This window comes from Pseudomonas palleroniana (assembly GCF_003031675.1).
Taxonomy (GTDB): Bacteria; Pseudomonadota; Gammaproteobacteria; order Pseudomonadales; family Pseudomonadaceae; genus Aquipseudomonas; species Aquipseudomonas palleroniana.
Map to the genome: position 1 here is coordinate 1 of NZ_PYWX01000071.1, position 15,017 is coordinate 15,017.

Here is a 15,017-nt window from a genome sequence, read left to right on the forward strand (position 1 = left end):
CACTACGACGACCAGCACCGCCTGCACGCCCACGCCATCACCCAGCAGGAACACATTCTTTACCAACGCCAATACGACTACGACAACACCGGCAACCTCACCCGCCTGCTCGACACCCGCAAGGGCCAGCACGACTACCACTACGACCCCCTCGCCCGCCTGACCCGCGCCAACCACTCGCAAGACGTACAGGAACGCTTCGGCCACGACCCGGCGGGCAACCTGCTGATGCAGAACCGCCCTGGTCCGGACATCGTTGCGGGCAATCGCCTGATGATCCAGGGCGATCATCACTATGACTACGACGCCTTCGGCAACCTGATCCGCGAGCGACGCGGCAAAGGTCAGTCACTTGTCACCGAATACCGCTACGACTGCCAGCACCGTTTGATCGGCCTCACCACGCCCAACGGGCAAACCGCACACTATCGCTACGACCCGTTTGGGCGGCGCATCAGCAAAACCGTGGATGACACCACCACGGAGTTTTTCTGGCAAGGCGACAAGCTGATTGCCGAGCATCATGCGGAGCGCCATCGCAGCTACCTGTATGAACCCGGCACCTTCCGCCCGCTCGCCCTGCTGGAAGGCTTTGGTCCAAAGGAAACAAAGCCCTACCACTACCAACTCGACCACCTTGGCACGCCGCAGGAACTCACCGCCCCCGACGGCGAAATCGTCTGGTCCGCGCATTACCGCGCCTACGGCGAAATCGCCCGCCTCGATGTCGGCAAAATCGACAACCCATTGCGTTTTCAAGGCCAGTACTGCGACCCGGAAAGCGGACTGCACTACAACCGTCATCGCTACTACAATCCGGATATTGGTCGGTACCTGACGCCGGATCCGGTGAAGCTGGCGGGTGGGATCAATGCGTACCAGTACGTGCCGAATCCTACGGGGTGGGTGGATCCACTTGGCTTAAATACATGCCCAGGCAGTAATGGTTGTAAACCAGCATCTGAACTCGAAAACCCAATTGAAAAGGCCACGGTTGACGAGCGACAACCAGCACTGCCGAAACAAGCTAGGGAAGAACGAAGATCACGAATAGAAGACCTCAGTGAGGCAAACGCAAAACGGCGGGTGCTGGAGTTGGAGGAAAAACACAACATGCACAGCGTCGCTAAACACAGCCCTGAAATCAACGATGCAGCGTTGAGGCAGAGAGCCATTGATGGCACAGATCCAAGCACTGGATTATTGAAACCAGGTAAAAGTGGAAATCTAAGCTCTCAGTTTCATAGCTGGAGAATGCAGCTAGGCGCCTTAAATAAAGCGTTGACACGAAATTCGCTAGGATTAGATCCATTCAACGGCAAGGACCACAATCAAAATCCCATACTCAAATTGGAGTTACTTGGAGCTGGACGAGGTTATCGACCTAACAAAAAAGATCCGAAAAGTCCGCACCTAAATGAAAAACTAAACTGGTTCGAAGTAAAGTTTGATAAAAAAGATAACACTAGGCCATTCACCGCTTTTCCTGTTGAGAAAAAATGATGCTCAAAGACCCATTTCTGAACGTCCCATTCGACCCCAGTTTGAAATGGTTTATAGGTGTATTTGATGTTTACGACCGAGAGCAAGATCTTGGGGAGGAGTTGGAGAAATACAATCCAAATGAACACGCAGACAGAGAAGAACTCATAAAAAACTACGCATTGAGCTTGGATTACCTATCCTACAGGCATAAATACGCGTTGGTCGAAGCTTTAAAATGCTGCCTGAGCGACAAGGACTACGATTTCCAAAGCTTATTCGAGATTGGTGAAGGTGAAGCAGCCTCATGGCCTAGGTCAGAATGGTACAACCTTGAAAAGCCTAGAGACTTCTTGGCAGACGTTTATCAATTTGCTCGAATTATTTGGATGGAAGACCTCCAAAAAGCCAGCCTCGAAGACCCATCAACTTGGTAACACCGCACCGCTCTGCAACGCGACACCGCCTCCTGTGGCGAGCGAGCTTGCTCGCGCTGGGCCGCGAAGCGGCCCCCAGGTCCGGCGACGGGTGTTTTCAGTTAGATGGGTAGTGTCTATTTTGGGGCTGCTGTGCAGCCCAGCGCGAGCAAGCTCGCTCGCCACAAAAAAAAGGGTGGCGATCATCATCTCGATAATGCCCCACCCCAATCAGCGCTTCGACAGCTCCATAATCATCCGGCTCAACAAATAAACCCGAGGCACTACGCTCTCCACCTCCGCGTACTCTTCCGGCGTGTGAATATTGCCGCCCACTATCCCGAACCCATCCAGCGTCGGCGTGCCCACACCCGCTGACAAGCTCGCATCCGCCGCGCCGCCGCTGCCTTCAATGGTCAAGGTCTTGCCTAACTCGCCGTAGATGCCTTGGGCAATCGCCACCAGTTTGTCCGACTCCGGCGTTTGCGGCATGGGTGGCAAACCACGGTGCAGGCTGGTGGTCACTTCGGTGTCGGGGATCAGTTTGTTGGCCGACACTCGCGCCAGGTCTTTCTCGATGCGATCAAACTCTTCCGGTAACGCCGCGCGGACGTCGGCCTTGGCGGTGGCTTGGTCGGGGATCACGTTGACGCGGTCACCGGCCTTGAGCACGGTGAAGTTGATGGTGGTTTTCTTCTCTTCATCGCCCAACTTGCCCAGTTGCAGGATCTGGTGCGCGGCTTCCATGGCCGCATTGCGGCCCAGTTCCGGAGCGACACCGGCGTGGGCGGCTTTGCCTTTGACTTCGACGACGGCGGTCGCGCTGCCTTTGCGCCATACCACCAGGCCGTCCGCAGGGCGGCCGGGTTCGAGGTTCAAGGTCACGTCGTGCGCCTTGGCGGTTTTACGGATCAGCTCCGAGGCCGCTTCAGAACCGGTCTCTTCGTTGGCGTCGAGCAGGAAGGTGATTTGCGCGAAGTCCTTGAAGCCCTGGTTTTTCAGGACCTTGAGCGCATAGATACCGGCGACGATGCCGCCCTTGTCATCCATCACGCCGGGACCATAGGCGCGGCCGTCCTTGATGTGAAACGGGCGCTCGGCGGCCGAGCCTTCCTTGAAGACGGTATCCATATGGGCCATCAGCAAAATCCTGGCCTTGCCGGTGCCCTTGAGGGTGGCGACCACATGACTGTTGTTGGCGGCTTTGTCCGGTACCAACTCAATGCTGAAACCGAGCTGTTTCAGTTCATCCACCGCAATGTCGCGCACTTGGGTCAGGCCCGGCTCGTAGCCTGAGCCCGAGTCGATATTCACCAGGCGCTCCAGCAGTTTCAAGGCTGGGGCCTTGGCCTGTTCGGCATCCGCCTGGATCTGTTTATGGGGTTCGGCACTGTAGGCCGGCACGACGACGGACAAGGCCAGGGTCGCGGCCAAAAGGGTACGGGGGGAAGTAAAAAGCATGAACCGATCCTTGTTTTTGTTGAGAGGGGCCGCGTTACCCTACCCCACTAAACTGATCGCAACAAACTCCCCTGGGCCGAACTCACGCGGTTACGCCCACTGCTTTTGGCCTCGTATAACGCAAGGTCAGCGTCGTTGAGCCAACTCAGCGAATCGGCGTGGCTCGGTTGATACGGCGCCAGGCCGATGCTCAAACTGGCGCGCAAGGTCGGGTCCTGGGCGTACACCAAGGCGTTGAAGCGATCGCGCAGGGCCTCCATCATTTCGGTGGCATGGTCGAGCGGCATGCCCGGCAGGATCACGCAGAACTCATCGCCGCCATAACGCCCGGCCAGGTCGGTGATGCGCAAGCTTTGGCGCAGCACTTTGCTCAGTTGGCGCAGCACGATGTCACCGGTCACATGGCCGTAAGTGTCATTGATGGTCTTGAAGTGATCGATATCGATCAGGGCGATCGCCGCACCGGCCGGACCACGGCGGCACCGTTGAAATTCGATTTCGAGGTGATCTTTCCAGGCGCCGTGGTTGAGCAGGCCGGACAGGCTGTCGGTGCGGCTCAGGGCGAGCAGTTCACGTTTGTGCCGCGCCAGGGTCACGGCCTGGCGATAGCAGATCCAGCCCAGAACCAGGGGATACACCGTCAGGATCGGCAGGCAGGCGTAGAGTTGCGCCTGGCTGGTCACGGCAATGAACGCCGGCGTGAACAACAGCAGGGACACGCCAATGCCGAGCGCTTGCGCCACCCAACCCATGAGCATGAAACGCGATCCGCCGATGGCGACGTTGTTCATGGTCATCATCGACAGCGTGGTGACGCTGGGCAACGGGTTGAAGTGCATCGCACCGACCCAGAAGCCCCCGCAAAAGGAATCGAACAGCAGATTGCGTCGCTCACTGCGCAACGAATTGCTCGCACGTCGCGAGCCCTGATAGGCCAGGTGCGGCCACACAAAGGCATTGATCAGCATCCAGGCCCAGACCCAGGCGGACGGGTGCAGCGGGTACATGGCAAACACCACGCACACAAAGCCGAGCGTCAGCCCCAATGCGCGGGATTTGTATAGGCGCGAAGCGAGCGGAAGTCCCTTTCCTCCGGCGGCTGGCATGGTGTGGGTGTAATCCAGGCTAAGTGCCTGGAGTCTATCAGGGCAGAGTCAAATCGCCACTACCGCTTATGGGCTAATACTTCAGTGCGAAAACCCGCGTGCCAACATCCCCGCAACCCCCACCAGCATCAGCGCCGTGCAACGCTGTAGCAGCACTCGATGCCTGGGGTTTTCCAGCACGCCCTTGATGCGTTGGCCGAAGTAGCCATACAGGCAGCCACTGGCAAATTGCAGCAGCAGGAAGGTCAGGCCCAGGATCGCGATATCCGCCATGGAACTGTGCTCCCCTGCCCCGGCAAACTGCGGGAACACCGCGCTGAACAGAATGAGCGTCTTGGGGTTGGAAAACCCGGTCAACAACCCCTTGCCGAACAGGCTGCGCGAGCTTTCCGGGGCGCCGCCCTGAGCGATGATTCCGCCGGTGCTGGTCCATTGTTTATAGGCCAGGTAAAGCAGGTAGGCCACGCCGACCACCTGGAGGGTCTGCGTAATGACAACGTTGCCCTTGATCAACTGTGAAAAGCCCACGGCAAAGATCAGGATCGAAATCAGGTACGCCACACTGGCGCCGACCTGCGCCGGGATCGAACGACGCAGGCCGTCCCTCAGGCCCAGGCTCAACAGCAGCAAGGTCATGGGGCCGGGGCTGAAGGTCATGGTGGCGCAAAACACCAGGAAATAGAGAAACGAAGACAGGGTTAACGCACTGGTCATGGTCAGGGGGCCTTGGGGGGGGTAGCAAAGAGATTTGAGCGTCGTCGCCAGCCGGGCCGGCGTTACACCCACGACCAACAGCGGCGCCTGGCGCGCAGTCTAGGCCAGCGTCATTGCACAAGGCAGGTAAAGTGGTGCCTAATCCGGCCTGACTTCACCGGTAAAATCACCGGTAAACACCAGGAAGGTTTATGTTCATATCCGCCATCGCCTTTGTGGAAGGCACGCCGAAGGTTCAGCAGATCGTCGAGGCGTTCAGCCAGGCCATCGAAGGTGGCGAGTGGGCGCCCGGCAGCAAGTTGCCGTCGGTACGCGAATTGACCCAGGTGCTGGGCGTCAGCAAGTTCACCCTGAATGAGGCGTTGGACCGCCTGCGCGGGCGCAACCTGCTGACGTCCAGCCAGGGCCGTGGCTACTTCGTCGCGATGGAAACCGCCCGGCCGGCGTCGGTGGCCTGGGTTGATCTATTGCCCCAGGACTTGCTCAGCGTATTGCGACGCCCCTTGGCCAACGCCGACAGCGAGCTGCGCCCGGGCAGTGGGCATTTGCCGGAAGACTGGTTGAACACCGAAGCCATCCGCCAGGCCCTGCGCAGCGTCGTGCGCGCGCCCTCACTGCGGATCGCCGGGCTGGGGACGCCGGCGGGCTTGTTGCCGTTGCGCCAGGCCCTGCAACAAAAGCTGCACAGCGACGGCCTGGCGGTGCCGGTGGAACAGATCATCACCACCCCCAACACCGTGCAGGGCCTGGACATGCTCATGCGCCTGCTGACCCGCCCCGGCGACACCGTGCTACTGGACGCGCCGTGCTACTTCAACTTCCACGCCAACCTGGCTCTGCATGGGGTCAAGGTGGTGACGATCGAGCGTCGACCCGACGGTCTGGACTTCACCGCGCTGGAGCAATTGCTCGCCGAACACCGGCCCAGCCTGTACCTCACCACCAGCGTGCTGCAAAACCCCACCGGTCACTCCTTCAGCCCCAGCCAGGCGTTTCGCCTGCTGCAACTGACCCGGCAGTACCACTGCCACATCATCGAGGATGACCTCTACGGCGACCTGCATCCCAACCCTCCCCCGCGCCTGGCGGCCCTGGCCGGGCTGGACCAGGTCACTTACCTGTCAGGCTTCTCGAAGATCCTCAGTGCCAACACCCGCGTCAGCTACGTGGTGGCCGCCCCGCAACTGGCGGCCAACCTGACGCATATGAAATTGATGAGCGGCGGCGTCACCTCCGAACTGTTCGAGCACGTGGTGTACCGCATGCTCAGCGAAGGCAGCTATGCCCGGCACCGCAAACGCACGGTGCAGCGCCTGCAGGAAGCCGGCGGACGAGTCGAGCAATGGCTCAAGCGCTGTGGCTGCGAACCGGCGATGGCTTATGAGGGTGGGATGTTCATCTGGGCGCGCCTGCCTGCGGGAGTGAATGCCGAGCAACTGGCCCAGGCGGCGTTGAAACACAGCATGGCGTTGGCACCGGGCGCACTGTTCGGCTATGACCCGGCCAACGGCGATTCGATGCGTTTCAATGTGGCCCATACCGATGAGCCACGGGTTCAGCGGTTATTCGAGACCTTGCTGCTCAAGGCCGTGGGCAGGTGAACAGGCCGTAGAAGCTCAACGAGGTGCCCATGACGTCAAACATCATCCGGCTGTTTTTTGCCTCGTCGTGTATCTACTTATCGCCAGATACAGTGCAATACAAAGGGCACAAGGCAACGGCGCCCATAATGGCTAGACTGCGCGGCAATCACACTTTTTGAGGAACGCAGCATGGAGCATGTCGATCACATCCTGATCGTCGATGACGACCGCGAAATCCGCGAGCTGGTGGGCAATTACCTGAAGAAAAACGGCATGCGCACCACCGTGGTCGCCGATGGCCGCCAGATGCGCAGCTTCCTCGACACCACCCCCGTGGACCTGATCGTGCTGGATATCATGATGCCCGGCGACGACGGGCTGCTGCTGTGCCGCGAGCTGCGGGTGGGCAAGCACAAGGCGACGCCGGTGCTGATGCTCACGGCGCGCAACGACGAAACCGACCGCATCATCGGCCTGGAAATGGGCGCCGATGATTACCTGGTCAAACCCTTTGCCGCCCGTGAGTTGCTGGCGCGGATCAACGCCGTGTTGCGCCGTACGCGGATGTTGCCGCCCAACCTGGTGGTCAGCGAAACCGGCCGTTTGATTCGTTTTGGCCGCTGGCGCCTGGACACCACCGCCCGCCACCTGCTGGATGAAGACGACACACTGGTAGCCCTGAGCGGCGCGGAATACCGGTTATTGCGGGTGTTCCTCGACCACCCCCAGCGCGTGCTCAACCGCGACCAGTTACTGAACCTGACCCAGGGCCGTGACGCGGACTTGTTCGACCGCTCCATCGACCTGCTGGTCAGCCGCCTGCGCCAGCGCCTGCTGGATGATGCACGTGAACCGGCCTACATCAAGACCGTGCGCAGCGAGGGCTATGTGTTTTCCCTGCCGGTGGAAATCCTCGGGGCCGCGCCATGAAGTGGCGGTTGGGTTGGCCACGCACGCTGGCGTCGCAGTTGTCCCTGATCTTCTTGATCAGCCTGCTGTGTGCCCATGGCTTGTCGTTCAGCGCGCAGTTCTACGAGCGCTACATCAGCGCCCGCACCGTCATGCTCGGCAACCTGGAAAACGATGTGTCGACCTCGGTGGCGATCCTCGACCGCTTGCCCGCCAACGAACGCGCAAGCTGGCTGCCACGCCTCGACCGGCAGAACTACCGCTACCTGCTCAATGCCGGCGAAACCGGCGAACCGCTGAGCAACGATGACGTGCCCATGGCGGCAACCTCGATCGCCAGCGCCCTGGGTGAGCACTATGCCCTGACCTTTCGTGACCTGCCCGGCCTGCGCAAGCATTTCCAGGCGCACCTGACCTTGGCCGACGGCAGCCCGATCACCATTGACGTGCGCCCCGCCGCCCAGCCGGTCGCTTATTGGTTACCGGTGGTGCTGGTGCTGCAACTGGCGGTGCTGCTCGGCTGCACCTGGATCGCCGTGCGCCTGGCCATCCGCCCGCTGACGCGCCTGGCCCGCGCCGTGGAAACCCTCGACCCGAACGCCCATCCTACGCCCCTGGACGAAAAAGGCCCCACCGAAGTGGCCCACGCGGCGGTGGCGTTCAATCAAATGCAACAGCGCATCGCCGAATACCTCAAGGAACGCATGCAGATCCTCGCGGCGATTTCCCATGACCTGCAAACACCGATTACCCGCATGAAGCTGCGCGCCGAGTTCATGGAGGACTCAGTCGACCGCGACAAACTGTGGAACGACCTGGGGGAAATGGAGCATCTGGTGCGTGAAGGCGTGGCCTACGCCCGCAGCGTCCACGGCGCCACCGAAGCCAGCCACCGCATCGACCTGGATGCGTTCCTGGACAGCCTGGTGTTTGACTACCAGGACATGCATAAAAACGTCAGCCTCAGCGGTAAAAGCGCGGTGCTGCTGGACACCCGCCCCCACGCCCTGCGCCGGGTGCTGGTGAACCTGGTGGACAATGCGCTGAAATTCGCCGGCAGCGCCGAGCTGCAGGTGAGTTCGACGGCCAACGGCGAATGCTCGCTCAAGGTGCTGGACCGCGGCCCCGGTATCGCCGAGGAAGAACTGGTGCAAGTGATGCAGCCGTTTTATCGGGTGGAAAGCTCACGCAACCGTGGCACTGGTGGCACCGGGTTGGGGCTGGCGATTGCGCAGCAATTGGCCGTGGCGATTGGCGGGTCACTGACCCTGAGCAATCGCGAGGGCGGCGGTTTATGTGCCGAGGTGCGCATAACGCTCTGATCAACCCGGCAACGGAATCACCCGCAACGGCCTGACCGACTTGTAGGAAAAACTCGAATAGATCTCTTTGACACAGGGCAGCGTCTGCAAGACCTCCCTGGCGAACTCGCCAAACGACTCCAGGTCCTTGGCCACCACTTCCAGCAGAAAGTCATAGCGCCCGGACACGTTATGGCACGCCACGATTTCCGGAATTTCCAACAGCCGTTTCTCGAACGCCCGGGCAATGTCCTGGGTGTGGCTCTCCATCATGATGCTGACAAACGCCGTCACCCCATACCCCAGCGCCTTGGGCGACAAAATCGCCTGGTAGCCGCTGATCACACCGCTGTCTTCCAGGTTTCTGACCCGTCGCCAACAGGGCGAGGTAGTCAAGGCCACCCGGTCGGCCAGTTCGGCGACGGTCAGGCGGGCATTGCCTTGCAACGCGTTTAAAAGGGCTTTGTCGGTACGGTCCAGACGGATGGGCATAACGTGCCTCTGATCATTATTTTTATAGGTTTTTCATCCCTTGACGCGGGATTTGTCGGCAAATTTGGCAACGTTCATCTGCGGTTATGAGCATAGCATTGTAGTAAATAAGGAGCGCTTGAGATGAACAATAAACACCCTGCCTTCGGATTTTCCACCCGCGCCATCCACCACGGCTATGACCCCAAGGACCACCATGGGGCCCTGGTGCCGCCGATCTACCTGTCTGCCACGTTCGCCTTCCCCACGGCCGAATATGGCGCCGCCTGCTTCGCCGGAGAAGCGAACGGCCATTTCTATACACGTATTTCCAACCCTACCCTGGCTCTGCTCGAGTCGCGCATGGCCACCCTCGAGAACGGCGAGGCTGCGGTCGCGTTCAGCTCCGGCATGGGCGCCATTGCCGCAACGTTCTGGACCCTGCTGCGTCCGGGCGACGAAGTCATCGTCAGCCGGACGCTCTACGGCTGCACCTTCGCCCTGCTGCACCACGGCATCGGCGAGTTCGGCATCAAGGTGCGCCATGTCGACCTCACCGACCTGGCCGCCCTTCGCGCGGCACTGTCCCCTGCCACCCGCATGATCTATTGCGAGACCCCGGCCAACCCGACCCTGCAATTGGTCGACATCGCCGCCGTGGCGCAACTCGCCCACGAGCAGCCGAATGTCACGCTGGTGGTCGACAACACCTACTGCACGCCCTACCTGCAACGGCCCCTGGAATTGGGCGCCGACGTGGTCGTGCATTCGGCCACCAAATACCTCAGTGGGCACGGCGACATTACCGCCGGCGTGGCGGTGAGCAGCCACGCCCTCGCGCAACGCATTCGCCTGCAAGGGCTCAAGGACCTGACCGGCGCAGTGATGTCTCCACAGGATGCCTCGCTGTTGATGCGCGGTCTCAAGACCCTGGCCCTGCGCATGGAACGCCATTGCAGCAGCGCCCAGACGGTGGCCGAAGCCTTGCAGGCGCACCCTGCCGTGCAGTGGGTGACTTACCCTGGGCTGCGCTCTTTCCCACAGTACGAATTGGCGACGCGCCAGATGAAAATGGCCGGCGGCATGATCGCGTTTGAACTCAAGGGCGGGATTGAGACCGGTCGGCGCTTCATGAACGCGCTCAAGCTGTTTACCCGCGCGGTCAGCCTGGGCGATGCGGAATCACTGGCCCAGCATCCCGCGAGCATGACCCATTCCACCTATACCCCGGAAGAACGTGCACACCACGGTATCAGTGAAGGTCTGGTGCGTTTGTCGGTGGGGCTCGAGGACGTCGCCGACCTGTTGGCCGATGTGCAACAAGCCTTGGCCAAATGCATGCGCGAGACGACCCGCCGGCCCTCGACCGTCGAACATGCCCTGAAATAAGTCCCAAGCTCGGCGTTATCCTTTCCCACAAACGGTGGTCGGACTGGTCCGACCGCCGTTATGCGTTTTAATCTGATTTTTTACCGATTGGATCCCCATCCCTGCGTCAGGCTGTACTAGCATAAGGCCAAATATCTGCACCTGAAATTCATGGATGAATGGATGAACTCACACCTGTTCCCACAGATAGGCAAGGTCATCGCCAGCACTGGCAGTCGCCATTTCCCACGCTTGCTGCATGACCTTATCCGTACCCAACTGGCAGTGGACGCCAGCCATATCAAGCAGTTGCAGGTCAGTTGCACCGGGCACGCCCACCGTGAGATCAACCCGGTCTACACCGATTCGGTGGTGACCCTGGACCCCGAGCAACCTGCCGCCCAGTTGCACCTGACGCATTGCAAGGACAATGTGCGTTACGTGCTGTCGGTGTATCGCGGCCAGCAATCCGAAAACTTTTCGCCTCAAGAACGCAGCCTGCTGCGGGATTTTTCCACCCTGCTGCTGCCGATGGTGGAAAAACACATCACGGCGATACATCCCTGCCGCCAGGACGGCGAGCCGCCGCTAACGGATAACCAGGGCCTCGAAGCCTTGCGTCAACGCATCCAGGAGCGCCTGGTGCAAGCGGGGCTGAAGCTGTCCAAGCGTGAGCTGGAAGTCTGTGTCGGCCTGCTGGCCGGGCGCACCGCGCGCGAACTGGCGGAACAATTGGCGCTGAAGGTCAACACCATCGAGAGCTACCTGAAGCGGGCGGCGATCAAGCTGGGGATCAGTGGACGGCACTCATTGTTGCGATGGATGTACGCCACCGACGATGGACCGCTCCCAGAATAAACAGGGCGGGCAAACCCTGATGCCTGTCGGTTAATCGATAGAACGGACGACGACTAACTTGTGGCGAGGGAGCTTGCTCCCGCTGGACTGCGTAGCAGGCCCAGTCTTTTCAAACCAAAAGCCGGGGCCGCTTCGCGGCCCAGCGGGAGCAAGCTCCCTCGCCACATGAGTGAGAGGCACAATCAGTCGCGGGCCAGTGCTTCGATCGGGTCCAGTCGCGCCGCATTTCGCGCCGGTACGAAGCCGAACACAATGCCGATCAGCGTCGAACAGGCAAACGCGGTGATGATCGAGCCCAGGGAGAACACCATCTCCCACTCCTTCACGAACAGCGAAAACAGATAGCCGATCGCGTAGGACAGCGAAATCCCGATCACCCCACCGATCAGGCACACCATCACCGCCTCCACCAGAAACTGCTGGCGGATATCCGACTGCCGTGCGCCCACGGCCATGCGGATACCGATCTCGCGGGTACGCTCGGTGACGGACACCAGCATGATGTTCATCACGCCGATCCCCCCCACCAATAACGAAATGACGGCGATCAGCGACAACAGCAACGCCAGGGAACGGCTGGTTTTTTGCACCGTCTGCATGATGCTGTCGAGGTTGTTGGTGAAGAAGTCCTTGGTGCCGTGACGTTGCAGCATGAGTTTATTGACGTTGTCTTCCACCACCTTGCTCGGCTGGCCATCCTTGATGCGCACAGTGATGCTGTCCAGGTGGCGCTGGCCCAACACGCGGCCCGCCGCCGTTTCATAAGGCACCCACACATTCAGCGCTTTGCTGGCGGCGAACATGTTTTTATTGTCGGCAGTGACCCCGATCACCGTACACGGCAGCTTGCCCACCAGGATGACCTGGCCCAGCGGGTCAATATTCGGCCCGAACAAACGCTGACGCGTGTTGTGGTCGATGACCACCACTTGCGCCTGGCGTCGCGCATCATTTTCGCTGAAGGCAATCCCGGCTTCGAGCTTCAAGCCCTTGACCTTGAAATAGCGCTCACTCACGCCATTGACCTGCGCATCCACGTCGATGTTGCCAAAGCGCAGCAACAGGTTGCGGCCCACCACCGGCGTGGCACTGTCGACGTAATACAGCTGGTTCAACGCCTCCACATCCGACGGCATCAAGGTCTCGATGGCCGACGCGCGGCTGTCACCAAAACTGGTGCCGGAAAAGATATCGATGGTGTTGCTGCCGATCGCCTGGATGTCCTTGAGGACATAGCGTTTGGCACCCTCGCCGATCGCCGAGATCGACACCACCGACGTAATGCCGATAACGATCCCGAGCATGGTCAACAAAGTCCGCATGCGATGGGAAATCAGCGCGACCCAAGCCATGTTGAACGCTTCCTTGAACAGCCCCAGGCTTGCCACCAAGCGGCGTGCGCCGCTGCGTCTGGGTTCGATGGGCGCTTCGCTGGGCAAGTCCAGGCCGACACGTTCGTTGGCCTGGTCGCTGACGATCTCGCCGTCGCACACCTCGACGATACGCTGGGCATTCGCCGCCACCTTGGGGTCATGGGTGACGATGATCACCGTATGCCCGGCGGCGTGCAGCTCAGTGAGGATACGCATCACCTCTTTACCGCTATGGGAATCGAGTGCCCCGGTGGGCTCGTCGGCGAGAATCACTTCGCCGCCATTCATCAAGGCCCGCGCAATACTCACCCGCTGCTGTTGCCCGCCGGACAACTGGCTCGGCCGGTGACTGATGTGCCCCGACAGCCCCAGGCGCGCCAGCAACTCCCGAGCCCGGCTGTGCCTTGCGGTTTGCGGCGTACCGGCGTAGATCGCCGGCATTTCCACGTTGTGCAAGGCACTCAAATGCGCCAGCAAGTGGTAGCGCTGGAAGATGAAACCAAAATAATCCCGACGCAGCTCCGCCAGTTGCTCATCCCCCAGGGAGCGGGTTTCGATGCCGTTGATCTTGTAGCTGCCGGCCGTGGCGTAATCCAGCCCGCCGAGGATATTCATCAGCGTGGATTTGCCCGACCCCGAGGCGCCGATGATCGCGACCATTTCCCCGGCCTGGATCGTCAGATCGATGCCCTTGAGCGCAACGAACTCACGCTCGCCGGCCATGAAACTGCGAGTGATGCCCTTGAGCTCCAACAGCGGCTGAGCCATGCGTCAGCTCCCTGCCACGGCAGGGGTTGCATCGCCGATCACGACTTTATCGCCCTCAGCCAGGCCCTCGAGGATCTGCACCTTGACGTTGTTGTTGATACCGGTCTTCACCTCACGGGGCACCGCCTGGCCCTTGGCATCCAGAACCCGCAGCGTGTAGCGACCATCGGGGCTGCGCACACCGAGTGCCGCCACCGGCACCAGCAACGCAGCCTGGGCGGTGTCGAGCACGATGCGCACCTGGGCGGTCATGGAGATGCGCAGGCGATGGTCGGGGTTGGGCACCTCGAACAACGCGTTGTAGAACACCGCGGTGTTCTGCTTCGACGTGCCCGCGGCCTGGGTTTCCAGGAAGTTCTGCGGCGCCGGCTCCGTGCCGCGCAGCTTGGCGTAGTAGCGTTTTTCAGGCTCACCCAGGATGGTGAAATACACCGGCTGGCCGCTGCCGATATGAATCACATCGGCTTCCGACACCTGAGCCTTGACGGTCATGGTGTCCAGGTCCGCCAGCTTGAGCAGCACCGGCGCCAGTTGGTTGGCAATCACGGTCTGGCCTTCCTGGGTGACGATCCCCACCACGTCGCCGTCGATGGGCGCGACAATGCGCGTATAGGCGAGGTTGACCTTGGCGGTGTCGATCTGGATCTGCGCGCTGTTGATCTGCGCATCCAGGGACACCAGGTTGGCCTGCTGCACCTGGAAGTTCGACTCGGCGTTCTCGAAATCCTGGCGCGACACCGACGCGTCGCTCTGCAAGTCCTTGTAGCGTTCATACACCGACTTGGCTTGCTTGAGCTGGGCCGCCGTGGCCCGGCGCTGGGCCTGCAGGTTTTCTTCATCCACCTGGGCTTTGCGCAGCGTGTTTTGCAGGATCAACGGGTCGATTTCGGCAAGCCACTGGCCCTTCTTGACCTTGTCGCCGACCTTGACCTTGAGCGACTTCAACTGCCCGGAAACCTGGGCGCCGACATCGACCTGCTTGACCCCTTCCAACAGGCCGGTGGCCAACACGGCATTTTCAATATCACCGCGTTCGGCGGGCGCGGTGAGGTATTGCGGGGCATCGGCGGGCGCTTGCACCGTGTAGATGACCAATGCCGCCGCGACAACCAGCGCCAGGCCGAAGCCGACTTTGCGAAACTTTGACTTTTGCATAAATGACCCTAAAGCAGTGATGAGGTCCGTTCTAAAGCGGGACAGTTAAAAA

Annotated in this window: 13 protein-coding genes; 7 read left to right on the forward strand and 6 right to left on the reverse strand. The window is 60.5% G+C overall.

The features are described 5' to 3' along the window. Window positions 1–1,503 (forward strand): RHS repeat domain-containing protein (locus C9383_RS24480; RefSeq protein WP_146164719.1); only part of this gene is annotated, 1,503 nt, incomplete at its 5' end. After that, window positions 1,500–1,919 (forward strand): hypothetical protein, encoded by a 420-nt coding sequence (locus C9383_RS24485; RefSeq protein ID WP_060755569.1) that lies wholly within the window; start codon window positions 1,500–1,502, stop codon window positions 1,917–1,919. The genes C9383_RS24480 and C9383_RS24485, both read left to right, overlap by 4 nt. A 210-nt stretch (window positions 1,920–2,129) precedes the next feature. Here C9383_RS24485 and C9383_RS24490 read toward each other — a convergent pair whose 3' ends face one another. The 3 genes from C9383_RS24490 to C9383_RS24500 all read right to left on the reverse strand — a co-directional run bounded on the left by C9383_RS24490 (window position 2,130) and on the right by C9383_RS24500 (window position 5,179). Next, the gene (locus C9383_RS24490; protein WP_090370378.1) at window positions 2,130–3,359 is read right to left on the reverse strand and encodes a M20/M25/M40 family metallo-hydrolase; all 1,230 of its coding nucleotides are present in this window, start codon (window positions 3,357–3,359) and stop codon (window positions 2,130–2,132) included. Window positions 3,360–3,406: 47 nt separating this feature from the next. Then, window positions 3,407–4,465: a diguanylate cyclase gene (locus C9383_RS24495; RefSeq protein WP_090370376.1), complete on the reverse strand. Its 1,059-nt coding sequence runs from the start codon at window positions 4,463–4,465 to the stop codon at window positions 3,407–3,409. Between the two features lie 81 nt (window positions 4,466–4,546). Beyond that, entirely contained in the window at window positions 4,547–5,179 is a 633-nt protein-coding gene (locus tag C9383_RS24500) for a LysE family translocator (RefSeq protein ID WP_090370374.1), read from the reverse strand. Between the two features lie 191 nt (window positions 5,180–5,370). On the opposite strand from C9383_RS24500, the gene C9383_RS24505 reads away from it, so the two are divergent. The 3 genes from C9383_RS24505 (at window position 5,371) to C9383_RS24515 (ending at window position 8,993) form a co-directional block, all read left to right on the forward strand. Beyond that, window positions 5,371–6,780, forward strand: coding sequence for an aminotransferase-like domain-containing protein (locus C9383_RS24505; RefSeq protein ID WP_090370372.1), 1,410 nt, complete (start codon window positions 5,371–5,373; stop codon window positions 6,778–6,780). Window positions 6,781–6,951: 171 nt separating this feature from the next. Further along, a complete protein-coding gene (locus C9383_RS24510; RefSeq protein WP_060755575.1) occupies window positions 6,952–7,692 on the forward strand; it encodes a response regulator in 741 nt (246 codons plus the stop codon). Beyond that, the gene (locus C9383_RS24515; protein WP_090370370.1) at window positions 7,689–8,993 is read left to right on the forward strand and encodes an ATP-binding protein; all 1,305 of its coding nucleotides are present in this window, start codon (window positions 7,689–7,691) and stop codon (window positions 8,991–8,993) included. The genes C9383_RS24510 and C9383_RS24515 overlap by 4 nt, the downstream gene beginning before the upstream one ends. Here C9383_RS24515 and C9383_RS24520 read toward each other — a convergent pair whose 3' ends face one another. After that, window positions 8,994–9,464 (reverse strand): Lrp/AsnC family transcriptional regulator, encoded by a 471-nt coding sequence (locus C9383_RS24520; protein ID WP_060755577.1) that lies wholly within the window; start codon window positions 9,462–9,464, stop codon window positions 8,994–8,996. Between the two features lie 123 nt (window positions 9,465–9,587). Between C9383_RS24520 and C9383_RS24525 the strand changes: the two genes are divergently transcribed. Together C9383_RS24525 and C9383_RS24530 are read left to right on the forward strand one after the other, a co-directional pair. Continuing rightward, on the forward strand, window positions 9,588–10,832 hold the full coding sequence (locus C9383_RS24525) for a methionine gamma-lyase (protein WP_090370368.1): 1,245 nt from the start codon (window positions 9,588–9,590) through the stop codon (window positions 10,830–10,832). Between the two features lie 162 nt (window positions 10,833–10,994). Then, complete coding sequence (locus C9383_RS24530; RefSeq protein WP_174554038.1) at window positions 10,995–11,669, forward strand: helix-turn-helix transcriptional regulator; 675 nt, start codon at window positions 10,995–10,997, stop codon at window positions 11,667–11,669. Between the two features lie 182 nt (window positions 11,670–11,851). Here the strand turns inward: C9383_RS24530 and C9383_RS24535 are convergent, their stop codons facing one another. Next, window positions 11,852–13,810 (reverse strand): MacB family efflux pump subunit, encoded by a 1,959-nt coding sequence (locus C9383_RS24535; RefSeq protein ID WP_090370365.1) that lies wholly within the window; start codon window positions 13,808–13,810, stop codon window positions 11,852–11,854. Window positions 13,811–13,813: 3 nt separating this feature from the next. Beyond that, complete coding sequence (gene macA, locus C9383_RS24540) at window positions 13,814–14,965, reverse strand: macrolide transporter subunit MacA (protein WP_090370362.1); 1,152 nt, start codon at window positions 14,963–14,965, stop codon at window positions 13,814–13,816. Window positions 14,966–15,017: the final 52 nt, after the last annotated feature.